Genomic DNA, 21,941 nt, shown 5'->3' on the forward strand with positions numbered 1-21,941 from the left:
ATACTACTGATATTATCCCTCTTTTGTTGCAGGAGTTATCTCCTGGCACAACGAGACAACCTCGACAGTTTACTGAAAGGAAAAATGATACTGCAAAAGTGAACCGCTTACAGGCATATGCCCAACAGTGGATCCACAAGGACAACGACAAGGCTTACCGCTTATTTGATACTACTGTCCGGATCAGCCAACAACTGGGTTACAACCCGGGCATAGCCCTGGGATACCGCCGAATGAGCTATGTACATGGGCAACTGGGGCGGTACCGCCAATCCATTCATTATTTATTAGCCGCGCTGGAATACTATGAAAAGAGCAAAGCGCCCTTGAAGGAATTTCTGACTTGCTATAATAACCTGGGTGTCAATTATGGCCAATTGGGTATGGCTGATAGCACCATGTTTTACTATATGCTGGGCATTAATAAAGCCGAGAACCGGTCTACCGCTGGGGAAACGGAAAATGACAGGCAGGGCACCATGGCCGCATATTGTCATTTACTACAAAATGTGGCCCAAATGAATGCCCATCATGGCAATATCCCCAAGGCAAAGGAATATGCACAAAAGGCCATTGCTACGGCCCGTGAAAATAAGGATAGCGTACAGCTTACGTTGTCGTTGGTTGGTATGGGCAATGTTTTATATAACAATAAAGAATATGATCAATCGATAAGCTATGCCCGGCAAGGCATCGCTGCAGGCATCCACGATAACCGCCCCATTCCGATGGGCAAGGCCTGGCACCTGTTATCGACCAACTATACCGCCCTGGCCATGCCCGATTCGGGTATGTATGCAGCCCAACAAGCAATAGCTTACTCCCGCCATAGTGACCTGCAAATATACCTCGTAGCCCTGATGGACCTATCCGATGCCTATCACAATAAAAAGACTATGCTGCAGAGACCCGCACCTTGGAAATAGCGGCAAAGGAATTTGCCAGGCTGGACAACAATTTTTTATTAGGCGTCAGCTTGTTTGAAAAGCTGGCGCAGGCCCAATATACTGCCGGCACCTACCGACGAGCATACGATTACTTAGCACAATCAGGTAAGTATAAAGATTCCACCAGGAGCCGGCAAAACCAGGAGACCATTCAGAAACTGGAAATACAATACCAAACGGCCCAAAAGGAAAAAGCCCTAGCCACGCAGGAATTGACTTTACATAAGACCCGGCAACAGGTGGTGATCTCCATCGCCTGTCTTATAGTAGTACTGATGGCGGCCACCTTACTATACCTGCATGCACGCAATAAAAGAAAACTGCACCAACAGCAACTTACCAAACTACAGCAGGAAAAAAAGATACAATTATTGCAAGCGCTCATGCAGGGTGAAGAAAAAGAGCGCAGCCGCATTGCCAAGGACCTGCATGATGGCGTGGCCGGTATGCTGGCAGCTATCAAAATGAATTTCGTTGCCTCTGCTCCCATCCATGAATCAACGCAAAAGGAAATCAATTACAAACAAGGCATTTACTTGCTCAATGAAGCCGCCGGTGAATTGAGAAAGATATCGCACAACCTCATGCCCGAACTACTGTTGCACCACGGTCTTGATGAGGCCATTCGCCGTTATTGTGTCAATATCAGCCTGGCCGGCAAACTGGATATTCAATACAATTTCTGGGGAACGCCTGGCCGGTACAGAGACGGCTTTGAACTATCGGTATACCGTATTGTACAGGAGCTGTTGAATAATATCGTAAAACATTCCAAAGCCACCCAAGCAATTGTACAAATGAGCCTGCCCAATAGTACGCTGTTTATAACCATAGAGGACAATGGGATTGGTTTTAATAAAGACAACCTGCACCGCGATGGCTTAGGCTTACACAGTCTTACTTCCCGTGTGCAGGCCATTAATGGAAAATTAGAGCTGAATACCAGCATCGGTAACGGCGTAAGCGCTTACCTCGAATTTGACACAGGAGGCCTACAGCGATAGCCCGGCCCCTCTTCGTATTTTAATGTCCGGCATACGGGGAATCCCCAAAAAAGCAGGGTATATTGGGGAGGAGATCAAAACGCATTATATCATGACAAAATATGGTATCCCGGTAGTAGCAGGTATCCTTGGTAGTTTTTGTGTACAGGCCCAGGTACAGGCAGGATTCAAAGCAGGCCTCAACATCAATACTGTTAAGTACCGGGAATGGTCGCCCAATACAGCCAGTATAGGTTTTAATGCCGGGCTGTTGGTGCACATACCTGTAACCCCTGTATTATTTCTTCGTCCCGAAGTACAGTATTCCGTGAAAGGATACCGCTCGCCCGTTGTAGGCGCCAACGGCAATGCTACCAGCCGGCTGAATTATATTGCAGTACCCCTGCTGGTGGGCTTTCCCATCGGATCTAAAATGCAAGCCCTCATCGGGCCCGAATTTGGTTACCTTGTTAAAGCCACTTCCAAATATGGCGACAATAAAGCCGATGTCACCAACCTTTACCAGCATTTCGATTGGGGACTCGACTTGGGAGGCAGCTACAAAATCACGACCAACTTAGGCGTGGAAGCACGTTACAATTATGGTTTCCGTGGATTGGTCAAGGGTATCACCACCGATGTCAGCGGCAATCCCACCGGCAGCACCAGGGATGGCGCCAACCGCGTATTCAGGCGGGGCTGTTTTATTTGCTGTAATAGTACTGGAGCACTATGCCCCAAGACCTCATTACAAGCCCATCTAGCCCCGATATGCAATTACCCGCACAAGACACACCTTCGGAATAGCAGCCCGAAAAGCCGCCCCTAATGAGCTTTAAATACAGCCCCCTCTGGCCGCCAGAAAGGCTGCCCTGAGAGTAGTGCAGTGGTAGCAACATGGCCTGGGTAATGCCTAAGGATTGCCTAACCATTGCCTGACCATTGCCTTGTGGGGGTGCAATACCTATAGGATACTTAGGCTATCCCGTTGCCATGGTAAGGCAATGTTCCCGCCATCCCACTACCACTTCCCTACCATTCCGCCGCTGAACAGCTACCACCCTGTGTGGATCAGGTAGCAGTTATCTGATAACCCAACTAGCTCCGCCACAAATCTAGTCAATCTACACGACTGGCCTTTCGCTTTTTCATCCAAAACCACCCGCCTACCAGCACCATCAATACCTGTATCAGGGCCCAGAACATGGTACTGATATCGCGTACTATTTTGCCGCCCCAATCCATAAAGTGGTGTTTATGGAACAATGCAAAACTATATCCCTCCGCCAGGTCATTGTCATTTACCAGCGCGGCCAGTTTGCCCGTGCTGGTCTCTACATAATATCGCTCGTGGCTGTTTTCAGCATACCCCACCTTCCATACCGGCAAACGCTTATTGACAAATCCGTATTCACCTTCAAATTTGGTAATGACCGCCGTACTTACAATCTTATCCTCGGTATGCCTGCTAAAACGGGCAGCCAAGTAACGGGCATATTTTTCTTCACCCGAAGGCAGGAGTGTATAGTCGGTCATGCGAACATACAAGGTATTAGGCGGTGGCACACGCATACTTTTCATCAGGTCGCGCCCGGCAGCAGGAGCCGCCTTTTTTGTTTTGGTAGTAAAGAACATGTACAAACCCATGATGGTAGTAAAAATGGCCAGCAGCATGATCAATATCTCCACCACATGTTTTCCCTTGCCCATAAAATCCAACCAACTTAGGGTATGAAACAGGGAGAAGAAAGAATCAAATGCCGCGCGTTTATCATCTACTGCAAAAGCAAAACGGTCCTGTGCTGTTTCCACATAGATGCGTACTCCATCGGCGCGGTCAAAACTTACTTTATATGCCGGCAGGTAACGGTTCACGTATTTGTATTCGCCATCAAATTGTTCTATAAGATCCACCTTACTTACTTTGGCGCCCTTACTGATATTCATGATGGATGCCATGGTATTGGTGCAACAATCATGATCGCCCTCCAGCGCAGTTACCGCGGTGGTGGTGCTACCAGGCAAAGGACCAGCATCCAGGGAGGCGAGCATTTTGTGGGCCGCATTATCCGGCTCCACTTGTTCATCTCCTTCCAGGAATTGTTTGGCCAGGTAACGGGCATACAATTCATCGCCCTGCGGCAGGGGTTTCCCCTTCCCGGCACTATAATATTTCAGGACGGGATGGTCCGGCAGTTTTACCTGGTAAAACCAATTGCCATTCATGGCCACCAACCGGTAACTGCTGAAAGTATCAATATGGTTTTTGAGAAAGGCTTCGGATAGAGATATTTGCAGTTTGGCTGTATCGATCAAAGGTTTTGATAATCGCTGTGTAGCTACCTGTGGACGGATATTGGTCATCAGCGGATGCATAAAACCACTGATGGCCCATAGCAGTACCGGCAGGGCAATGATGAGGCTGGCTATGCGGTGCCACCGGTACATATTCCGGCGGATATATTTTCGGAGGTTCATGGGTTATTTTTAGTAATAAAATTCACTACCCCGCCAATGGCCTCACTGCCATACAGGGAGGAAGAAGGGCCTTTGATCACCTCAATATTCCGTACTGCGGCCATGTTCATTTCCAGCAAGGCATTGTGGTTGAACAAGCCGGCAGTACGGATGGGGATGCCATCTTCCAGGTACAGAAACAAGCTCTTGGTGGTCATGGGTTGACGGATGCTCATAGAATGCTGTTCATTGCCCAGGTTGACCATATACACACCACTTACTTTATTGAGCACCTGGTCTACCGTAATGGGCCTGGTATCCTGTATGATTTTGGCAGTAAGTGTATTTATGGCTACCGGCGCCTGTGAACGCCGGGCTACATCCCGGTTGGCCGAGATCACCACTTCTTGCATGGTACTGTTGTTGGATTGCAGGGCTATTACCAGCCCAGGCTGTTGCTGAGCTACCCATACCTTGCTGGACTGGTAGCCTATAAAAGAGATCACCAACTCCTGCCGCTGGTTGGGCAAGGGCAATTCAAATTCCCCATTAGGATTGGTAAACGTGCCCTGGCTATTACCCAAACATTGTACAGAAGCATGGGCAACCGGTTCTTTGGTTACACCATCAATCACTTTCCCTTTGCAAGGGACAGATTGGGCAACAACATATTGTATGCATAATATACCACAAAGTGTGATAAGGTATTTAAGCACTGATTTCATAATAATCCGGTTTTGGCTGAAGTTGGAATCACCTTTGCCGCCGCAAAAGTGCATGGAACAACGGGCCACATCAATTGGAGGCCGCATGAAGTGGCCAATTCAAAGCATGAACCGGGAAGCTGGTTGCAGGCAGGACAATACGCAATACAGCTGCGAGCTTCGAGCCAGGAGCTGCGAGCAGAATACAACTTGATTTTGTTGCCTCTGTGCATCGATGGCTCGTTGCCTTGTTGCCATAGTACCTGGAACCAACAAGCATGAATGCATATACTTAGGGTCATTGCTCACCGGTTAAGCAAGACGTCACAGTACATTCAAAGTCATTAAATGAGTAGAAACAGATCAGCCTCGTGGAGGGTGGAAGATGGCGGCGGACTCCTGTTGAATAGTAGTCGCCGTATAAATGGAGATGGGTGTATCGGTCATCGTAAAAGGTTCAAAGACCATCTCATCGGATAGTTCATTGAACAACAATACTTCAAATTTCTCTTTGCCGCCATTCAGGGAGCGCTTTCCTGTTTTTCCTGGGCTTTCATTTTTTACGCAGGTAACATTTACCCTGGCAGGTGGAATTGGGCTTGGCGCGGTTCTCGCACAAGGTCGCGGCAATCGTACGCTGGTTAATGGCAAAACCCACCACCAGCCAGCATTTGCTGAAGGTTTGCGCCATTACGATCACCAGTAATAATATTGCAGCCCATTGCTTCAAGTACGAAAATTTGTGCAAAAGTAAGGCCATATTCGCATACAACACTTCCCTGGCCTGAACTAAAAAAATAATTTTTGCACACACTAAATCGGGTATTAGCTATGAGCTATGAGCTGTGAGCTACGAGCCGCTCGCCGCATCTTGAATACTGTATTCTGTATTCTCTTCTCACTTCCCCTCCTGGTAATGCTTCCTATGGGCCATCGGTGTTTTGTTGGTAATGGATTTAAAATGCCTGTTGAAGTTGGAGAAGTTATTGAAGCCGCTTTCATAACATACGTCGGCAATGCTTTTTTCTGTTTCGGCCAATAGCTTACAAGCATGGCCAATGCGTACCTCCATCAGGAATTGGGAAAAGGTCTTTTAATGCGCGACTTAAAATAACGGCAAAATGAATTGGGACTGATATGGGCCACATTGGCAATCTGATCCAGGGTGATCTCGCGCGAGAAATTCTTCATAATGTACTGGTAGATATTGTTCATGCGGTCGGCTTCCATATCATTGTAATGAAAGTCGAGCCCTTTGCTGCATACTGTTTTGGTTTGGCGCGAACCGGCAATCGTATACAATATCTGCATCAGCAGGATGATACGCTCAGTTTTACGGGCTGTTACCAGTTGCTGCATATAGCCAGCCACCGTTGCGCGCGTTTGGTTTTGATACGTACCCCTTGTTGTGCTTTGTCAAACAACTTCAGCAGATCCTTATTCTCAGGCAGTCTGAAAAAATCAGCCCCCAGGCAGGCAGGAGTAAAATGCACGATGATGGCCTCTGCCTGTAAAGTGGAATGCTTGCGCAGAAACTTTTCATCACTGCGAAACCAGTGCGGCAGATCGGCCCCCAGCAGGATCATGTCATTGGCTTTGAAGTGATGAATATGATCGCCAATAAACTGCCGTCCGGAACCCTTAATAATATGCACCAATTCCAACTCGGGATGATAATGCCAATGGTTGTAAAAATGAGACGCGATATCATGTCGCACACTAAAGGAATGTTCCGCCTCCAGGTGGATCTTCATTAAATGGGGTTTCATGCTAAAACGATTTTAATACTTTCATGGTATAAAATAAGCTGCAACAGATATTCAGATGTTAAGATAGTACAAATATTGGGTAACCCCGTGGTAAGTTGTTTTATTTATTGCCCCTACTTTTGTTACGCAATCCAATATTACAATTGGTTGTACACAACAAGTCAGGTAATCCTGCAGCAGCAGGAAACGCTTTTTTGCAGGCAGCTTTCATTGTACTAATAACAATCCATTTCATCCTTGGTGGAATTATAATTTCTCATTAAAAATAATGAGTGGGAAATCCTTTGCTCTTACTATAACCTGAATAACAACAACACATGTCAAGCCCTATTATCATGGAACTTCAGCAGGCGGGTATCGGGGACATCAACCTGGTAGGCGGCAAAAATGCTTCGCTGGGAGAAATGCTGCAACACCTCAGTCCCCTGGGCGTAAGGATACCAGAAGGTTTTATTATTACGGTAACAGGGTATGCGCGTTTCATAAGCTTCAATAAGTTGGAACACCGGATACAGGAGATCATTGGTTCCATCAGGCCCGGTGATATCGCTTCCCTGCAACAGGTCGGCGCTGCTGTGCGGCAACTGATCACCCGCAGCCCCTTCCCCGGAAATGATCGACCTGATCAGTGATGCTTACGAGCAATTATCTATCCGGTACAAACAACCCTGGGCTGATGTAGCCGTCCGTTCTTCAGCTACCACCGAAGACCTGCCCGATGCTTCCTTTGCCGGACAGCAGGATACCTACCTCAACGTAAAAGGGATGGACCAACTGCTGGACGCTGTAAAACGCTGTTTCGCTTCGCTCTTTACCGACCGCACTATCAGCTACCGCCAGGGCTTTGGGTATGACCATTTAAAGATCGGGCTTTCGGTATGTGTGCAAAAATGGTAAGGGCCGACCTGGGCGCCTCGGGGTGGCTTTTTCATTGGATACGGAAAGCGGCTTCAAAGACGCCATTGTGATCAATGGAGCTTATGGACTGGGCGAACTGGTAGTGCAGGGTGCCTTATCGCCCGATGAGTTCATCGTATTCAAACCTACTTTACAAGAAGGCTATGCTTCCATCATCGAAAAGAAACTGGGCGTAAAAGATAAAAAGATGGTGTATGGTGATGAACCCGGCGAGCGGGTAGCTATTGTGGGCACCAGTCCTTACGAGAAACATCATTTTTGTATGGATGATGCTACTGTATTGCAATTGAGCAAGTGGGTAATGGACATTGAAAAATATTATTCCGGCATTCACCAACGCTGGTGCCCCATGGATGTGGAATGGGCCATTGATGGCATCACGAAGGAATTGTTTATTGTACAGGCCCGGCCCGAAACCATCCATTCACGGAGGGAGGCTGGTACCATCACCGAATATACGATCCAGGATGCCAACAGGGCTACTAAAATACTGGCCAAAGGCATTGCCGTTGGTGATAAAATAGCCAGTGGCAAGGTACGCCTACTGGATGCCCACCAGGTACATGATATCCATAAACTATCATTTGAAAAAGGAGACGTGCTGGTAACAGACATGACCGATCCGGATTGGGAGCCCATCATGAAAATGGCAGCCGCCATTATTACCAATAAAGGAGGGCGTACCTGTCATGCAGCCATTGTGGCCCGCGAAATGGGTGTACCCGCTATTGTAGGCTGCAACAATGCCACACAATTATTACGAGATGGCCAGCTGATCACGGCCTCTTGTGCCGAAGGTGAGACAGGACTGGTTTATGATGGCACCATCACTTTTACAACTACTTCGTTTGATCTAAGTGCATTTCCCGAAATAGATACGCCGGTATTACTCAATGTGGCTTCGCCAGATATGGCATTCCGCTTTGCCAGCCTGCCTTGTAAAGGCATCGGCCTGGCCCGCGAAGAATTTATCATCAACAACTATATCAAGGTGCACCCGCTGGCCCTCTTACACCACCGGAAGTTGCAGGATGAAAAGCTTAGCGCCAGCATCAAGGAAATTACCCGGGGTATAAGGATGAAGAAGATTTCTTTGTACAAAAATTATCACAGGGTGTTGCCAAGATAGCAGCCGCTTTTTATCCCCATAAGGTGTTGGTGCGCTTTTCCGACTTCAAGAGCAATGAGTATTTCAACCTGTTGGGTGGTAATCATTTTGAACCTAACGAAGAAAACCCCATGATCGGCTGGCGCGGCGCCTCCCGGTATTATTCGCCCCAATACAAAGAAGCCTTCCTGTTGGAATGCCGGGCCATTAAACAGGCCCGTGAAAAATGGGGCTGAAAAATATTGTGGTCATGATACCTTTCTGCCGCACGGTAAAAGAGTTATTACAGGTGTATGATGCTATGCAAGAAGGGGGATTGGAACGCGGTGTAGATGGTTTGCAGGTAGTACTGATGGCCGAATTACCTTCCAATATCATCATGGCCCGGCAATTTGCCCGCCATATTGATGGGTTCTCCATTGGCTCCAACGACCTTACGCAACTGGTATTGGGCCTCGACCGCGATTCCTCGCTGGTAGCGCATATCTATGACGAGCGCAATGAAGCCGTGAAATCCATGATCACGATGTTGATCAGGGCGGCACGGGAAGCCAATATACAAGTGGGTATTTGCGGGCAAGGGCCTTCTGATTTTCCCGACTTTGCCCAGTTTTTGGTAGAGATGGGCATCGATTCTATTTCGGTCACACCTGACTCCTACTATAAGACAGTCAAAGCCATTCACCATATTGAACAGCAATTAAAAATATTGATCGCCTAAGCGGTTTAAGGTGAGTGCCCTGTGGCGTTGCCAAAGCACCAACGCCTTAATGGCCCACCATTTTGTAAGAAGTGCGGTTTGTGTATTTCAGTATTACGCTAAGTAGCCCCGCCCCACACGGCGGGGCTCACTATTTACCCATGTTAAAATAGTTTAGCCAATGGCCATAAAATAAACTGGTCAAACGCCGGTGATAGAATAGTTTGCAGTACTTTAATTCAATTGCATGTACCGGTATATTGCCCTGCTATTCATTCATTGCACGATCTTATTGACTGCTATCGCCCAATCGACGGCACCCCTACCCTATGACGATTATATGACCACAGGCAGTGGATTGAGAAACTTCTATGCAGTCCTGTCCCAAAAACAGGTTACCGTTGCTTTTCTCGGCGGTTCCATCACCAATATGCAAGGCTGGCGCAATAAAGTAGATTCCTTTCTGCGGCAAAGTTACCCCACCACGCAATTCCGTTTTATCAATGCGGGTATCCCCTCCCTCGGTAGCCTGCCCCATGTATTCCGCTTACAAAGGGATGTACTGGACCCGGGAAAAATAGACCTGTTATTCCTGGAAGCGGCCGTAAATGACCGGACAAATGGTACTGACAGCGCTATCCAGGTACGCACGTTGGAAGGTATTGTGCGCCATGCCCGCAAGAGCAATCCGTCGATGGATATTGTACTAATGGCATTTGCCGATCCTGATAAAACAGCAGACTACAACAATCACCGCATTCCCGCAGAGGTAGCCAATCATGCATTGGTTGCCCGGCATTATAACCTGCCCTTTATCAACCTCGCCAAAGAGGTGCATGACCGCATGGCGCATGGAGAATTTTCCTGGGAAAAGGATTTCAAGGACCTGCACCCCTCTCCATTCGGGCAACAATTGTATTTTGCTTCCATCCGTGCCCTGCTGCAACATTGTGCTACCAAGCTGGCGATGGTCCATGCGCTCAATGTACATCCCTATCCATTACCCAAAGCACTCAACAAGCAGGCTTTGGAAAACGGGCAGTACTATGATATTGCCAATGCCCAATATGAGGGCAACTGGACATTGAACCCCGACTGGACACCTACGGACAGCCTGCACACACGGCCCGGCTTTGTGCACCGGCCGATACTGGTAGCTACCACACCCGGCGCCACGCTTATCCTGCCTTTTAAAGGCACAGCCATTGGCATGGCCATCGTATCGGGCAAAGATGCTGGTATAGTAGCTTATGCTATCGATAATGGTCCTTTCCAGGAAATAGACCTTTATACACAATGGAGCAAATCGCTGCACCTGCCCTGGTATATCCTATTCAGCAGCGATCTGAAGAAAGGCAAGCATACGCTACAATTGAAAATACAGGAAGTAAAAAATAGCAAGAGTACGGGTAATGCCTGCCGCATTGTATATTTCCTGGTGAATGATCTATCACATCCCCTTTTACGAGCCCCTGGCCTCCAGCATACAATGGATTATAACCATACTGCTGGTTATTGTAATTCTTAAACTCATATTCAATGATATCACCCTCTTCCAGGTCGGGCACAGCTATTTTGAAATAATCTGGCCGGTAATAAGAAGTAAAGCGGTCATCGGTATAGCTCCTGAAAATGCCGGGTAGTAATTATTGCCTGATCGTTTGTCGCATGGGCTATTGCTAGAATATCTTGTCAAAAATAATATTCACGATCTCCACTGCAATGAGGATAATAATGATCCATTCAAGGGTAGAACTGTGAGAATGCTGGTTAATATCTTTATAGATCTCCAGGTTTTCCTGGATAATGTCCAGGCTTTCCTGCAAGCTTCGGTACCGGATGCGGATATCCAGCTCCATGTTCAACTGTGTATGCAGGTCATTGAGGTATTGATCGTCCCAGGTTATGTCGGGACTATCAAAGATGTAGAGGTTGCGGGCAATCTTATTTTTGAGGTTGAGGGCCTTGCCAATGTATTTGAGCAAGCCCTTTCCTTTGATGGAGAACTTACCTTTTTCTTCCAATTCATTGCTGAAGTAAGTGGTTTGCTCTAACAGAATATTGGTTTGCTCAATATAATAATCCAGTGCTACCGACTGGGCAATATTGAGCATCACCATCTTGGCCACCTCTACATTGATATGGTTAACAATGATCTTATCAAACAATACCTTGGTGGGGGAATCGGGTATCAATTCCAGCTCGATCTCTTCACTTTCCAGTTCATTGACTGCCAGGGAGAGAATTTTCCGGATGGAACCAATGATATCTGTCTGTACTATTTTTTCAACACCAAAGAATACAACGCTGCCATAATCAAATACCTGGAACCAGGAATATTGACTGATTTCGTAGATCAGTTCGGTGGGGTCTGCATAGATACAATGAAAGGCGAGGCTATTCTTGATGAGCTTGAGGTCTAATCTTCCACCTAAATGATATCCAATAGTTGTTACTTTCATAAAATCCGTCATGATCGCACTGCTAAAATACGGATTATTGAAGCATCCAGGAGCGGGAACTGCCTGAAGTGGCGGGAAACGGTGCTCAACTATGCGATCAGGTGTGGACCAATCGCAGCCAGCAAGGTGCTCTTATTGACGAGGCCCGTTTGCCGCCAGAGTACTTTACCATGGCGAAAAAGGATAAGCGTGGGTATGCCTGTTACATGGTAGGCTTGCGCTACCTGCGGGCTATTATCGACATTGACCTTTATGGTCGTTACTTTATTGCTAATTTCACGGGCTACTTCGCGTACAATGGGGTCCAAGGTTTTACAGGGTCCGCACCAATCGGCGTAGAAGTCAACAAGTACAGGTAGATCGCCCTGTATAAGTTCATTAAAAGTTAGCATAGGTTTTATTTTAAGATGACACCCTGCCAGAGGCGAGTTCAACCTGTAGTCTGGCCACTACCGGGTTGGCAATATCGGCATTTAAAAGGATCAGTTGCAGGCCCAGGTCCGATACCAGCCAATCTTTCTTCAATGCTTCGCCGGCATAAATGAAGATACTTTTAAAATGCTCCGCCGGACTGATGCCTGCGGTTACACAAACGATCAGCGCCTTTTCTACTGCTTTTTCCAATTCAATATCTTCCAACAATGCACGCTCCTGCAATGCACCTGCATAATGGATCAACTGGCGGCTGATCAATATTTCCCTTACCTCATCCAGTACAGTAGAATAGGCATCAACATACGATGGATAAATGATTAGGTCTGGAAGCATAGGCTATTATTTAAAAGTTGATTGCAATTGCCTGAAAAGTTCTTGCTGCTGCTCCGTCAGGTTTTCCGGTATCAATACCTGAATCTCCACCAACATATCACCGGTTTGACCAGGTTTATTGTAAACCGGCATTCCTTTGCCTCTGATGCGGAGCAATTTACTGCTTTGTGTACCGGCCGGTATTTTGATCTTCAGTAACCCGGAAAGGGTGTTCACTTCCTTTTCGCCCCCCAAAACGGCTGTGAAAAGATCTACAATCACCGTTTGCCTGATATCGTCGCCATCACGTTTAAATACTTCATGGGGCAATACCTGGATGGTTATATAGAGATCACCAGCTGGTCCGCCATGGCTACCCGGGGCTCCTTTTCCAGCCAACTTGATGGTAAGACCATTGTAAGCCCCGGGCTTAAGGGTAATTCGTATCTTCTGCTCATGCAGGGTAACCACCCTAGCCGTTCCCTGAAAAGCTTCTTCCAGGGTAATGGCCATTTCGGACTGATAATCTTGTCCTTTGGCTTTCCTGTTACCGCCACGTTTTGTACGTCCCCTTCCCGATTGAAGAACTCGCCAAAAATATCAGAGAAATTACCCCCTTGTCCAAAGAACTCGTTGGGGTCGCCTTCAAAATGATAGGACCCGCCGCCCTGATGGGCCCCTGGTACTGCTGTTGGCCCTGCTGAGCGCCATTAAACTGGTTCCAATTGGAACCATACTTATCGTACTTCTTCCGCTTCTCTGCATCACTTAGCACTTCATTGGCCTCATTGATCTCCTTGAACTTTTCCTCCGCTTCCTTATTGCCCGGATTTTTATCAGGATGGTATTTAACGGCCAGTTTACGAAAAGCCTTCCTGATCTCATCGTCAGTCGCCTGCTTGCCAATGCCCAGAATTGAATAATAATCTTTTGCCACGCCTGGAAAATAATTGAATAGTTAATGTGCTACTGTTGGTAGCGGGTTTCGGTCAGGTGTTGTTCTATTGCCACCGCCATGGTATCGTAATCATAGCTACCGGTGTATTTAAGTCCATTCATATAAAAAGTGGGGGTGCCATTGACGCCACTACGGATACCACTTTCAAAGTCGGCCTCTACTTTTTCGCGCAGGGCCTCAACTGACAGGTCCCTCCCAAAAGCAGCCATATTCAAGGAAAGCGCCTGGGCCAATTCGGGAAACAGCTGCTCACTCAGCAATGCCTGGTTCTCAAAAATAAGGTCATGCATTTCCCAAAACCTTTGCTGCCTGGCAGCGGCTTCTGCAGCCATTGCTGCTGCAAAAGCATATTCATGGGCATTGGATAACGGGAAATGGCGGAAGGCGAACAACATATTTTTAACATAGGTCTTCTGTAATTGTTTGACTACCGGCCAGGCTGCGCCACAATGTGGACATTGATAATCGCCAAATTCAATCAATTCGATCTCTGCATGGTGAACGCCCAACACATGATCGGTCTGATTAAGCGGAGGTTGGAGTTTTGACGCCATGACTGGTATTTGTTGATTGGGTAATGGTTTCCAGGGCTTCAATAATTCCATCCGCGCCGGGATTGTCCAGCATGGGAGATAGATAACTCCACCGGATGATCCCTTTGTCATCTATCACAAACAAAGCCCTTTCACATTGTCCCTCCTCTGCATCATAAACGCCATATTTTTGGGCTACTGCACCCTTGGGCTCAAAATCGGCCAGCAGGGGGAAATGGAGTTTGCGTTGCTCCATGTAGGCCTCATGACTCCATTTACTGTCCACAGAAATCCCCAGCAAACTGGCATTGTATTTCTCAAAGAAAGACAGCATTTCGTTGTACAGTGCCATCTGGTCGCCGCAAACCGGGCTCCAATCCGCCGGATAGAAAGCAAGGATCACATTTTTACCCCTAAGATCATGCAAGGCAATACGCCGGTTGGGCGTTGATGGTAATTCAAAATCCGGTGCCAAATCATTCGTCGTTAGCATAACAAATGGTATTTAAAAATGAATGAAGCGCAAAGGGGCAGGTCCTTACGGCCGGATAGGGACAATAAAGCTACAATAAGATTTTTTAATGGCGGAAGGGTCCCCATTGCCGTACTCAATAGGCAATCATCAAACTTCATGCCCCCACCTCTGTCAGTCGGGCCTGGGAAACCAGGTAATTTGGCCTGTTACATTTAGACAACCAGGAGCCAACAATCTGCCAACAGTCTTGTTATCTTCTCTAAATAATCAAATACCTTATATGGAACACAGACTATTGGGCAATTCAGGACTGCAGGTACCTGTATTAAGTTTTGGTACAGCCACCTTTGGCGGTGTAGGTGATTTTTTCAAAGCCTGGGGCGCTACGCAACAAGAAGAAGCCAACCGCATGGTGAAGCTTTGTATGGAAGCAGGTGTCAATTTTTTTGATACGGCCAACGTGTATTCAAGAGGAGTGGCCGAAGAAATATTGGGCCATGCGCTGAAAGGTATCCGGGATAAAGTACTTGTTTCAACCAAGTCTACTTTCCCTATGTCGGATGCCCCGAATGATTTTGGCTCTTCGCGCCTTCACCTCATCAAATCGGTAGAAGATTCTTTGCGCCGGTTGCAAACAGACTATATCGATATTTACCATATGCATGGCTTTGATGGCAACACGCCTGTAGAGGAAACCCTGCGTACGCTGGACACGCTGGTGCAAGCTGGTAAAATACGGTATATCGCCTGTTCCAATTTTTCGGGCTGGCACCTGATGAAATCTTTATCAGTGTCTGAAAGGTATGGGTGGACAAAATACATTGCACACCAGGCTTATTACTCGCTGCTGGACCGGGAGTTTGAATGGGAACTGATGCCACTGGGTGTAGATCAGAAAATTGGCACCATTGTATGGAGCCCGCTGGCCTCTGGCCGCCTGGGTGGTAAATATCGCCGCAACCAGCCACTACCTGCCGAGAACCGTGTGCAACAAGGTGGTGGACATGGACCTGCATTGAATGAAGAACTATTGTACACGATCATGGATGTATTGGACGAAGTAGCAGCCGAAACGGGTAAATCGGTTGCACAGGTAGCGCTGAACTGGATATTACAGCGACCTACCGTTGCCAATATCATTATTGAGCGCGCAACGAAGAACAGTTGAAGCAAAACCTGGGAGCAGTGGGTTGGGCCCTCACTATGGACCAGATCAAGAAATTAGATGAAGCCAGTAACCGGGAACCTATTTATCCTTACTGGCATCAGCGACAAAACCTGCAACTGAATCCCTTGCCCAAGTTTTATTAGGGAGGGTTGATAGGAGGAAAGGTTGAGAAAGCAACAAGGAACAACTCCCCAACAAAAAAGCCGCTCAGTTTACTGCAGCGGCTTTTCTGTGCATAGTGATCTATAATTTATCCGATAGACTTTACGACTCCCTTGAAATAGCCGGCTGATTCGGCCAGGCCTGCCAAAGGATCGGTCATGTCTTTTTCAAATTCAATGCTACAGATGCCCTGGTAATTACTTTTGCGGAGTGCGTTCACCAATGCAGGGAAGTCGATAACACCGCGGCCGACTTCAATGGCCTTCCCTTCTTTAGCAGCCAGGGTTACATCTTTAATGTGCAAGTCAAAGATCCTGTTCTTGTATGCTTTTACAACGGCTGCGGGATCAGCGCCTGCCCGGATAGCATGACCGATGTCCATACACAGTCCCATTTTTTCATCGCGGTCTTTGATCAGATCATACGCATTCTTAGGGCTGGGATATAACTTATCTTCTGGGCCATGGTTGTGAATGGCCAACCTGATGCCCGATGATTTAACGACTGATTCGGTATAATCCAGCAATTCAGGATTGGGCACTCCCACGATCAGGGGTACGCCTACTCTTTTGGCATAGGCAAATGCTTCATCTACCGCCTCCTTGGTTTTCATATAGATCACACCTACTGCATATACTTTAATGTCTGCATCAGCAAACTGCTTTAATACTGATTGAATTTTTCGGCATTGCTGTTAAGCGGCAGGTGAAAATCCTTTACAGAAATATACTGGATGTTCACCTTCTTCATCATGGCAATGGCCTTTTCCAGATCGAATTTGGCAAAGGTGTATCCGGCTATACCGGTGATGATGGCCTGTCCTTTTTAGGAGCAGCAGCATGGCTGGCAAGTGGTAAAGTTAATGTACCTGCGAGGCCCAAAGCTGTTTGCTGCAAGAAGTTCCGTCTTGATGTCATTTGGCTGGTTTATACTATTGGTTGTAATGAGCATGGAAGATACAACATGTAATAGTAAGGCGTTTGCCATAAATCAATTTTTTTCGGCATGCCTGTTATTAATTAATGCATTAAAATGTATTAATGTATATTTTTATTACCTTCGATCCTTCACCTCTTTGCCACATTTCCACTCTTTCCTGTGTAAGCTACCGTGTTTCTTTTATCCTATTTGCTGCTTGTTGTAGCACAAAGCTCCCCTCCACAAAACAGAAGTCATTGTTTGTTTGCGACAATAGCTATGGCTATTGGATGCTTTCATCTCATTATTGGATCAACTTAAACGTTTAAGTCATGGAAATGCATGATCTGTTACTCGTTATTGTAAAAACCCTGATGGGTATTTCACTGGGAGGGCTCTTCCTCTCGATGCTTTTTGTAGACAAAATAAAATTGAATGGCAAGGAAAAGGGAGGCCGGAATATTGTGATCACCCTGGCGCTTAGCCTGGTAGCCACTTTCTTGTTTTCCATGATCGCCATTTTTCTATTATCGGAAAACAATACAGCTTCTCTAAGCAGTGAACTGGTATCAGTCGAGGCGCAGGTATGTTCCTGGCTGGCCATCCTGGCATTTATGCCTGTATTGTTGGCTTTGTTTAAGATCTTCCTCTTGCTTTTCAGGAGAAAGCAAAAAACTACCTGATAAGGAATGCCGGTTTCGTTGCAGCCAGTAACCCATTTCCAGGCTATTGCCGGATCTTGACCGAAAATTGTATTTTTGCTAAGTTCCCTTTATCGGCATAGCATGATCCTAAAATCACTGATAAAACATAAGTACGTTATTCTCTATGGCATCTCCATGGCCGTATTGTTGTTCTTATTACGGTGGTTGGAATTACGTTTCATCATCATTGACCACTCCTTTGAAATATATGCAGGTGCTATCGCCCTAGTATTCACTGCGCTGGGTATCTGGCTGGCCATCAAACTGACCAAACCCAAGATAAAAATGGTAGTAGTTGAAAAAGAGGTATATATACACAAAGAGGTTCCCGAAGGTCCTGCCAGCCCTTTTATCCTCAATGAAAAAAACTCAACAGGTTGGGGCTAAGCAAACGGGAACTGGAGGTTTTGCAACTGATAGCCAATGGCCATAGTAACCAGGAGATAGCCGACCGGTTATTTGTTTCGCTCAATACTGTCAAGACGCATTCTTCCAATCTCTTCCTCAAACTGGACGTGAAAAAGAAGGACTCAGGCCATTGAAAAAGCTAAACGATTGAGTCTCATTCCTTAGGCCCATTCACCCATAGGGACCAAATGTTCCCTTCTTCCCAAAATCATCCCAAAGTATGAGTGGGCGGATTGTTTTATGCTCCAAATTTGCCGGGTAACCTTTCAACAAAACTTCAGCGAAATGAAAAAACGATCCTCGTTTTTGGACTGATTGCCGGCCTCATTGTTACGGCCATGATGCTCTCTTCTGTTGCCATGATCTACAATAACCAGGATTTCAAAGGCAATGAGATCATTGGGTATGCCACCATGCTGGTAGCCTTTTCCTTCATATTTGTAGGCATCAAGCAATTCAGGGACAAACATAATCAGGGCATTATATCTTTTGGCAAAGCATTCCGGATCGGCCTTTATATATCGTTAATTGCCTCAACAATGTATGTGTTGGTATGGCTGGTTGAGTATTATGTATTCGTTCCCGACTTTGCGGAGAAATATGCCAGCTGCGTCCTCAATAAGGCCAAAACTAATGGCGCCACTCCAGGCGAACTAGCCAAACAAGCCACCCAAATGGCCAGCTTTACGGAAATGTATAAGAACCCGCTATTTGTTATTCTCATCTCCTATATCGAGATCCTGCCTATTGGACTGCTTGTAGCCCTTATCAGCGCCCTGTTGTTGAAAAGGAAGGTAAAACCGCAAGTGCAAAACGTATAAATGCAGGCAACTTTTTTGGGGTAGACAATATACAGCAGGAATATGAACGCCTGGAAAAATTGGGTGAACGTTTCAATACCAGGCCTACGAAACTGGGACCAGTTACTGTAGCAACTTTTGATGATACCTGTGGCAACCTGATCCAGTTAAATCAGCAGTAAATTAATAGGTTTTTAACCTCTATACAGGCTGGTGAAATACACCTGCCTGTATCGTTATAACGATGCTTTAACGATCCTTTATCATTCCTTTGGGAATTGCGGTACGCCTTTTTCAATAATTTTGCAGTCCCCCTACTCCACTTATAATTGCACTAAACCAATTCCTCCGCACCATTACTACTGCCAGGGAGGATTCTTTATTCACTTAAAAATATACGATATGAACAAGGCTTTGTTGTATCTCCGCAGGAGTTTAATGCCCGTTATTGCCGTAGTATCAGCTGGTGTATTGTTTACCGCCTGTTTAAAAGATAAAGACAATGATGGTAGTGGCATTCCTGCCGCAGGTTTGATGACTTTCAATTTGGCGCCCGATCAGCCGACGCTGATGGTCAGACTTTCGGGTAATAACCTTACTCAGGCGCCCCTGGCGTATACGAATTACACAGGTGTATACCAGCATATTTATGTAGGCAACAGACCAGTAGAAGCATTCAATTATCCCAACAGCACGCCGATTGCTTCCAGCAGTTACAGTTTTGAAAACAATAAATATTATTCCCTGTTTGTTATTGGCGCCAATAGCGCTTACCGCAATATTATTTCGGTAGACAATTTTGATAGTTTATCGGCATCCAATGGCAAAGCCTATGTACGGTACATCAATGCCATTACCGTTTCGGTGAACACACCTATGGTTACCATTGCAGCCGGTGGCAGCAATATAGTGAACGAAAATGCAGCTTATGGCGCCGTAAGTGAATTCAAAGCCATTACACCGGGGGAGGTGGCCATTGTGGTAAAAAACAATAGCGGGGTAAATGTCAATCGCAACATTACGCTGGAGCAAAATAAAGCATACACTGTATTACTGGCAGGCATACCCGGCGCCACCAACGACAACCAGCAAGTACAGATCAGGTTTATTACCAATGGTACTTTGTCGGATGATGCCAAATAAAAAGAAATGATAAGATCCAATATATCCAGGCCCTCCCCTTATGCGGAGGGCTTTGTATTTTATACACATCTCCTATCAGGCAATTATTATAAAAACAGCATGGGTATGCGAACTAACTACAACGGGTTATCGTATATGCCCTAAAAAAGCATGGCCAAAACGGAAGCAATGGAGAAAGGAATTAACAACCTTGATCACCTTGTACAAGCGATTCAACAAACTAATCAGCACTTTTTAGACCAGGTACAAAGACAAGTAAACAGGGCATTAACCTTACGTAATTGGATCATTGGGTGCTATATAACAGAGTATGAGCAAGGCGGCGAGGACCGGGCTGTATATGGCAACAAAATGCTAGAAAACCTGGCAAGCCAGTTAAAGAAAAAGGCATCAAGGGTATCGCAGAAACCAATCTAAAGCTATTCCGGTTGTTTTACAATCATTATCCACAAATTCGTCAGTCGGTGACTGACGAATTTAAAAGATCTGATTTTCAATTAGTTGAAATTCGTCAGACGCTGTCTGACGAATTTATGCAGCGTGATGCCTTGACTCTTTCTGGTAATCAGGAATCCCCTGAGTTGCTGATCAACCGGCTAAGTTTTTCGCATTTTATTGAGCTTCTAAAAACCAACACTGCACTACAAAGAAGTTTTTACGAAACAGAAACCATTAAGAACAATTGGTCTGTCCGGGAATTGCAACGGGCAATGAATGGTATGTTATTTGAACGGACCGGATTAAGCAGCGATAAACAAGCAGTGCTTGAAAAGCACCGTAACGGAACAGGGCTTACACCCGAAGATATTTTCCGAAGCCCTTACTTACTTGACTTCTTAGGTTTAGAGGAGAAAGCAACCTATGCAGAAACCGACATAGAAGGGGGCATTATCAATCACCTGCAAAACTTCCTGCTGGAAATGGGAAGGGGTTTTGTTTTGAGGCTCGCCAGAAAAGGATCACTTTTGACAATACGCATTATCGTATTGACCTGGTTTTTTATCATCGCATACTGAAATGCCATGTATTGCTGGACCTAAAAATGGGCGAGTTCACCCATGCGGACGCCGGGCAAATGAATGTATATCTCAACTATTACACGGAAAATGAGATCCTACCGGAAGATAACCTTCCGATAGGAATCATTTTGTGTGCAGGAAAAAAATGACGCGTTGGTAAAATACGCAACCATGGGACTTCCCCAGCAAGTGTTTGTATCAAAGTATCTTGTCAATCTTCCCAGTGAAACGGAGCTTGAAAAGATCATTGAACAAGAACATCAAAAGCTACAATGACCTACTATTTCCTAGTACCCCTATCCCAGAAAAAGGAGGTTCGATGCCCAGCGAACGCAGGTATACAAATCCCTGACCACGGTGATGGTTCTCATTGTCGAGCCAATACATCATACCGCCGTATACGGTTCCTTCATATTGCCCCAATAAGGTTTCTTTTTCCTGCCAGCGGTGGGGTTTCAGTTCCGCCCATTGCTCGTTGAGGTAAACAGTAGCGTCATCCCAAAATTGCAGCAAGCCTTCTTTGGTAGCAGGCTCCGTATTGCCTGCATACAATTCCTGCAATTCTTTCCACTGGCCGGTTGCCAGGCCATGCACACCCACAAAGGTTAATTGTATTAATTCATGGGCCAGCTTGGAAAAAGGACGCATGCCTCCGATTGAATAAGTGAATAGTTTGTCTTCAGGAAATGCCTCTATTACCTTACGGGTAAGCTGGCGGTGGCCCTGCCAGTGTTCCAATAATTGGGCGGGAGTAATAACTACAGCGGGCATTGTCAGGCTGTCTTGCTTAAAATTGGTATTAATTGGTGAATACCTCAAAGGAAATCAGTGATAGTGACAGCCCTATGTCAGCAGGAA

31 protein-coding genes and 2 pseudogenes are annotated in these 21,941 nt (G+C 46.2%); 17 read left to right on the forward strand and 16 right to left on the reverse strand.

Annotated elements, in window-relative coordinates:
• The first annotated feature begins 98 nt into the window (after nt 1–98).
• The 3 genes from RS881_RS33485 (at nt 99) to RS881_RS33495 (ending at nt 2,759) form a co-directional block, all read left to right on the forward strand.
• Nucleotides 99–926 (forward strand): tetratricopeptide repeat protein, encoded by an 828-nt coding sequence (locus tag RS881_RS33485; RefSeq protein WP_315814721.1) that lies wholly within the window; start codon nt 99–101, stop codon nt 924–926.
• A complete protein-coding gene (locus RS881_RS33490; protein WP_315814722.1) occupies nt 917–1,951 on the forward strand; it encodes a sensor histidine kinase in 1,035 nt (344 codons plus the stop codon). Before RS881_RS33485 ends, RS881_RS33490 begins: the two co-directional genes overlap by 10 nt.
• 91 nt (nt 1,952–2,042) lie before the next feature.
• Nucleotides 2,043–2,759, forward strand: coding sequence for a porin family protein (locus RS881_RS33495; protein WP_315814723.1), 717 nt, complete (start codon nt 2,043–2,045; stop codon nt 2,757–2,759).
• Nucleotides 2,760–3,049: 290 nt separating this feature from the next.
• On the opposite strand, the gene RS881_RS33500 is transcribed toward RS881_RS33495, so the two are convergent.
• The 7 genes from RS881_RS33500 to RS881_RS33530 form a co-directional block, all read right to left on the reverse strand.
• Entirely contained in the window at nt 3,050–4,408 is a 1,359-nt protein-coding gene (locus RS881_RS33500) for a hypothetical protein (protein WP_315814724.1), read from the reverse strand.
• The gene (locus RS881_RS33505) at nt 4,405–5,112 is read right to left on the reverse strand and encodes a TonB-dependent receptor (protein WP_315814725.1); all 708 of its coding nucleotides are present in this window, start codon (nt 5,110–5,112) and stop codon (nt 4,405–4,407) included. The genes RS881_RS33500 and RS881_RS33505 overlap by 4 nt, the downstream gene beginning before the upstream one ends.
• Before the next feature lie 342 nt (nt 5,113–5,454).
• Entirely contained in the window at nt 5,455–5,586 is a 132-nt protein-coding gene (locus RS881_RS33510; RefSeq protein ID WP_315814726.1) for a hypothetical protein, read from the reverse strand.
• Between the two features lie 58 nt (nt 5,587–5,644).
• Nucleotides 5,645–5,821 (reverse strand): hypothetical protein, encoded by a 177-nt coding sequence (locus RS881_RS33515; protein WP_315814727.1) that lies wholly within the window; start codon nt 5,819–5,821, stop codon nt 5,645–5,647.
• Between the two features lie 168 nt (nt 5,822–5,989).
• The gene (locus tag RS881_RS33520) at nt 5,990–6,163 is read right to left on the reverse strand and encodes a helix-turn-helix domain-containing protein (RefSeq protein ID WP_315814728.1); all 174 of its coding nucleotides are present in this window, start codon (nt 6,161–6,163) and stop codon (nt 5,990–5,992) included.
• Nucleotides 6,163–6,462, reverse strand: a complete 300-nt coding sequence (locus RS881_RS33525) for a hypothetical protein (RefSeq protein ID WP_315814729.1) — start codon at nt 6,460–6,462, stop codon at nt 6,163–6,165. The genes RS881_RS33520 and RS881_RS33525 overlap by 1 nt, the downstream gene beginning before the upstream one ends.
• Nucleotides 6,435–6,860, reverse strand: coding sequence for an AraC family ligand binding domain-containing protein (locus RS881_RS33530; RefSeq protein WP_315814730.1), 426 nt, complete (start codon nt 6,858–6,860; stop codon nt 6,435–6,437). The genes RS881_RS33525 and RS881_RS33530 overlap by 28 nt, the downstream gene beginning before the upstream one ends.
• Nucleotides 6,861–7,264: 404 nt before the next feature.
• Here RS881_RS33530 and RS881_RS33535 point away from each other — a divergent pair.
• From RS881_RS33535 to RS881_RS33555, 5 genes and pseudogenes are all read left to right on the forward strand, one after another.
• A pseudogene (locus RS881_RS33535) lies at nt 7,265–7,757 on the forward strand (PEP/pyruvate-binding domain-containing protein).
• Nucleotides 7,741–8,907: a PEP/pyruvate-binding domain-containing protein gene (locus RS881_RS33540; protein WP_315814731.1), complete on the forward strand. Its 1,167-nt coding sequence runs from the start codon at nt 7,741–7,743 to the stop codon at nt 8,905–8,907. Before RS881_RS33535 ends, RS881_RS33540 begins: the two are co-directional and overlap by 17 nt.
• 23 nt (nt 8,908–8,930) lie before the next feature.
• A complete protein-coding gene (locus RS881_RS33545; RefSeq protein WP_315814732.1) occupies nt 8,931–9,122 on the forward strand; it encodes a putative PEP-binding protein in 192 nt (63 codons plus the stop codon).
• Nucleotides 9,113–9,607 carry a putative PEP-binding protein gene (locus RS881_RS33550; protein ID WP_315814733.1) on the forward strand — a complete coding sequence of 165 codons (495 nt, stop codon included), beginning with the start codon at nt 9,113–9,115 and terminating at the stop codon, nt 9,605–9,607. Before RS881_RS33545 ends, RS881_RS33550 begins: the two co-directional genes overlap by 10 nt.
• Before the next feature lie 226 nt (nt 9,608–9,833).
• Entirely contained in the window at nt 9,834–11,114 is a 1,281-nt protein-coding gene (locus RS881_RS33555; protein ID WP_315814734.1) for an SGNH/GDSL hydrolase family protein, read from the forward strand.
• A gap of 151 nt (nt 11,115–11,265) precedes the next feature.
• On the opposite strand, the gene RS881_RS33560 is transcribed toward RS881_RS33555, so the two are convergent.
• The 7 genes from RS881_RS33560 to RS881_RS33590 all read right to left on the reverse strand — a co-directional run bounded on the left by RS881_RS33560 (nt 11,266) and on the right by RS881_RS33590 (nt 14,779).
• The gene (locus RS881_RS33560; protein WP_315814735.1) at nt 11,266–12,060 is read right to left on the reverse strand and encodes an RMD1 family protein; all 795 of its coding nucleotides are present in this window, start codon (nt 12,058–12,060) and stop codon (nt 11,266–11,268) included.
• Between the two features lie 77 nt (nt 12,061–12,137).
• A complete protein-coding gene (gene trxA, locus RS881_RS33565) occupies nt 12,138–12,440 on the reverse strand; it encodes a thioredoxin (RefSeq protein ID WP_315814736.1) in 303 nt (100 codons plus the stop codon).
• Between the two features lie 10 nt (nt 12,441–12,450).
• Entirely contained in the window at nt 12,451–12,816 is a 366-nt protein-coding gene (locus tag RS881_RS33570) for a hypothetical protein (RefSeq protein ID WP_315814737.1), read from the reverse strand.
• Between the two features lie 6 nt (nt 12,817–12,822).
• Entirely contained in the window at nt 12,823–13,308 is a 486-nt protein-coding gene (locus RS881_RS33575) for a J domain-containing protein (protein ID WP_315814738.1), read from the reverse strand.
• Between the two features lie 34 nt (nt 13,309–13,342).
• On the reverse strand, nt 13,343–13,732 hold the full coding sequence (locus RS881_RS33580; RefSeq protein ID WP_315814739.1) for a DnaJ domain-containing protein: 390 nt from the start codon (nt 13,730–13,732) through the stop codon (nt 13,343–13,345).
• A 29-nt stretch (nt 13,733–13,761) separates the two neighbouring features.
• Nucleotides 13,762–14,307, reverse strand: coding sequence for a DsbA family protein (locus RS881_RS33585; RefSeq protein ID WP_315814740.1), 546 nt, complete (start codon nt 14,305–14,307; stop codon nt 13,762–13,764).
• A complete protein-coding gene (locus tag RS881_RS33590) occupies nt 14,279–14,779 on the reverse strand; it encodes a peroxiredoxin (RefSeq protein WP_315814741.1) in 501 nt (166 codons plus the stop codon). The genes RS881_RS33585 and RS881_RS33590 overlap by 29 nt, the downstream gene beginning before the upstream one ends.
• Before the next feature lie 262 nt (nt 14,780–15,041).
• Between RS881_RS33590 and RS881_RS33595 the strand changes: the two genes are divergently transcribed.
• Both RS881_RS33595 and RS881_RS33600 read left to right on the forward strand, forming a co-directional pair.
• A complete protein-coding gene (locus RS881_RS33595; RefSeq protein WP_315814742.1) occupies nt 15,042–15,929 on the forward strand; it encodes an aldo/keto reductase in 888 nt (295 codons plus the stop codon).
• The gene (locus RS881_RS33600) at nt 15,926–16,072 is read left to right on the forward strand and encodes a hypothetical protein (protein WP_315814743.1); all 147 of its coding nucleotides are present in this window, start codon (nt 15,926–15,928) and stop codon (nt 16,070–16,072) included. Before RS881_RS33595 ends, RS881_RS33600 begins: the two co-directional genes overlap by 4 nt.
• A 107-nt stretch (nt 16,073–16,179) precedes the next feature.
• Here RS881_RS33600 and RS881_RS33605 read toward each other — a convergent pair whose 3' ends face one another.
• On the reverse strand, nt 16,180–16,704 hold the full coding sequence (locus tag RS881_RS33605; RefSeq protein WP_315824692.1) for a sugar phosphate isomerase/epimerase family protein: 525 nt from the start codon (nt 16,702–16,704) through the stop codon (nt 16,180–16,182).
• Nucleotides 16,705–16,796: 92 nt separating this feature from the next.
• Here RS881_RS33605 and RS881_RS61835 point away from each other — a divergent pair, with 92 nt between their 5' ends.
• The 7 genes and pseudogenes from RS881_RS61835 (at nt 16,797) to RS881_RS33640 (ending at nt 21,232) form a co-directional block, all read left to right on the forward strand.
• Nucleotides 16,797–17,060 (forward strand): hypothetical protein, encoded by a 264-nt coding sequence (locus RS881_RS61835; RefSeq protein ID WP_425476300.1) that lies wholly within the window; start codon nt 16,797–16,799, stop codon nt 17,058–17,060.
• A gap of 287 nt (nt 17,061–17,347) precedes the next feature.
• On the forward strand, nt 17,348–17,692 hold the full coding sequence (locus RS881_RS33615; protein ID WP_315814745.1) for a hypothetical protein: 345 nt from the start codon (nt 17,348–17,350) through the stop codon (nt 17,690–17,692).
• A gap of 102 nt (nt 17,693–17,794) precedes the next feature.
• Entirely contained in the window at nt 17,795–18,100 is a 306-nt protein-coding gene (locus RS881_RS33620) for a hypothetical protein (RefSeq protein WP_315814746.1), read from the forward strand.
• The gene (locus tag RS881_RS33625; protein WP_315814747.1) at nt 18,091–18,255 is read left to right on the forward strand and encodes a response regulator transcription factor; all 165 of its coding nucleotides are present in this window, start codon (nt 18,091–18,093) and stop codon (nt 18,253–18,255) included. The genes RS881_RS33620 and RS881_RS33625 overlap by 10 nt, the downstream gene beginning before the upstream one ends.
• A 90-nt stretch (nt 18,256–18,345) precedes the next feature.
• Nucleotides 18,346–18,942 (forward strand): DUF4199 domain-containing protein, encoded by a 597-nt coding sequence (locus RS881_RS33630; protein WP_315814748.1) that lies wholly within the window; start codon nt 18,346–18,348, stop codon nt 18,940–18,942.
• 381 nt (nt 18,943–19,323) lie between these two features.
• Nucleotides 19,324–20,064 carry a DUF4397 domain-containing protein gene (locus RS881_RS33635; protein ID WP_315814749.1) on the forward strand — a complete coding sequence of 247 codons (741 nt, stop codon included), beginning with the start codon at nt 19,324–19,326 and terminating at the stop codon, nt 20,062–20,064.
• A 168-nt stretch (nt 20,065–20,232) separates the two neighbouring features.
• A pseudogene (locus RS881_RS33640) lies at nt 20,233–21,232 on the forward strand (PDDEXK nuclease domain-containing protein).
• A gap of 118 nt (nt 21,233–21,350) precedes the next feature.
• Here RS881_RS33640 and RS881_RS33645 read toward each other — a convergent pair.
• Nucleotides 21,351–21,854 (reverse strand): DinB family protein, encoded by a 504-nt coding sequence (locus RS881_RS33645; protein ID WP_315814750.1) that lies wholly within the window; start codon nt 21,852–21,854, stop codon nt 21,351–21,353.
• Nucleotides 21,855–21,941: the final 87 nt, after the last annotated feature.

Origin of the sequence: Paraflavitalea speifideaquila (assembly GCF_032395985.1) — a bacterium.
In the GTDB taxonomy this organism is placed as follows: Bacteria; Bacteroidota; Bacteroidia; order Chitinophagales; family Chitinophagaceae; genus Paraflavitalea; species Paraflavitalea speifideaquila.

Excerpts from the sequence above, each read along its gene's own strand:
- RS881_RS33495 (WP_315814723.1), top strand. The coding sequence starts at position 2,043 with ATGACAAAATATGGTATCCCGGTAGTAGCAGGTATCCTTGGTAGTTTT.
- RS881_RS33500 (WP_315814724.1), bottom strand. The coding sequence starts at position 4,408 with ATGAACCTCCGAAAATATATCCGCCGGAATATGTACCGGTGGCACCGC.
- RS881_RS33505 (WP_315814725.1), bottom strand. The coding sequence starts at position 5,112 with ATGAAATCAGTGCTTAAATACCTTATCACACTTTGTGGTATATTATGC.
- RS881_RS33520 (WP_315814728.1), bottom strand. The coding sequence starts at position 6,163 with ATGGAGGTACGCATTGGCCATGCTTGTAAGCTATTGGCCGAAACAGAA.
- RS881_RS33530 (WP_315814730.1), bottom strand. The coding sequence starts at position 6,860 with ATGAAACCCCATTTAATGAAGATCCACCTGGAGGCGGAACATTCCTTT.
- RS881_RS33550 (WP_315814733.1), top strand. The coding sequence starts at position 9,113 with ATGGGGCTGAAAAATATTGTGGTCATGATACCTTTCTGCCGCACGGTA.
- RS881_RS33555 (WP_315814734.1), top strand. The coding sequence starts at position 9,834 with ATGTACCGGTATATTGCCCTGCTATTCATTCATTGCACGATCTTATTG.
- RS881_RS33560 (WP_315814735.1), bottom strand. The coding sequence starts at position 12,060 with ATGACGGATTTTATGAAAGTAACAACTATTGGATATCATTTAGGTGGA.
- trxA (WP_315814736.1), bottom strand. The coding sequence starts at position 12,440 with ATGCTAACTTTTAATGAACTTATACAGGGCGATCTACCTGTACTTGTT.
- RS881_RS33570 (WP_315814737.1), bottom strand. The coding sequence starts at position 12,816 with ATGCTTCCAGACCTAATCATTTATCCATCGTATGTTGATGCCTATTCT.
- RS881_RS33575 (WP_315814738.1), bottom strand. The coding sequence starts at position 13,308 with ATGGCCATTACCCTGGAAGAAGCTTTTCAGGGAACGGCTAGGGTGGTT.
- RS881_RS33585 (WP_315814740.1), bottom strand. The coding sequence starts at position 14,307 with ATGGCGTCAAAACTCCAACCTCCGCTTAATCAGACCGATCATGTGTTG.
- RS881_RS33590 (WP_315814741.1), bottom strand. The coding sequence starts at position 14,779 with ATGCTAACGACGAATGATTTGGCACCGGATTTTGAATTACCATCAACG.
- RS881_RS33595 (WP_315814742.1), top strand. The coding sequence starts at position 15,042 with ATGGAACACAGACTATTGGGCAATTCAGGACTGCAGGTACCTGTATTA.
- RS881_RS33605 (WP_315824692.1), bottom strand. The coding sequence starts at position 16,704 with ATGAAAACCAAGGAGGCGGTAGATGAAGCATTTGCCTATGCCAAAAGA.
- RS881_RS33615 (WP_315814745.1), top strand. The coding sequence starts at position 17,348 with ATGCATGATCTGTTACTCGTTATTGTAAAAACCCTGATGGGTATTTCA.
- RS881_RS33620 (WP_315814746.1), top strand. The coding sequence starts at position 17,795 with ATGATCCTAAAATCACTGATAAAACATAAGTACGTTATTCTCTATGGC.
- RS881_RS33635 (WP_315814749.1), top strand. The coding sequence starts at position 19,324 with ATGAACAAGGCTTTGTTGTATCTCCGCAGGAGTTTAATGCCCGTTATT.
- RS881_RS33645 (WP_315814750.1), bottom strand. The coding sequence starts at position 21,854 with ATGCCCGCTGTAGTTATTACTCCCGCCCAATTATTGGAACACTGGCAG.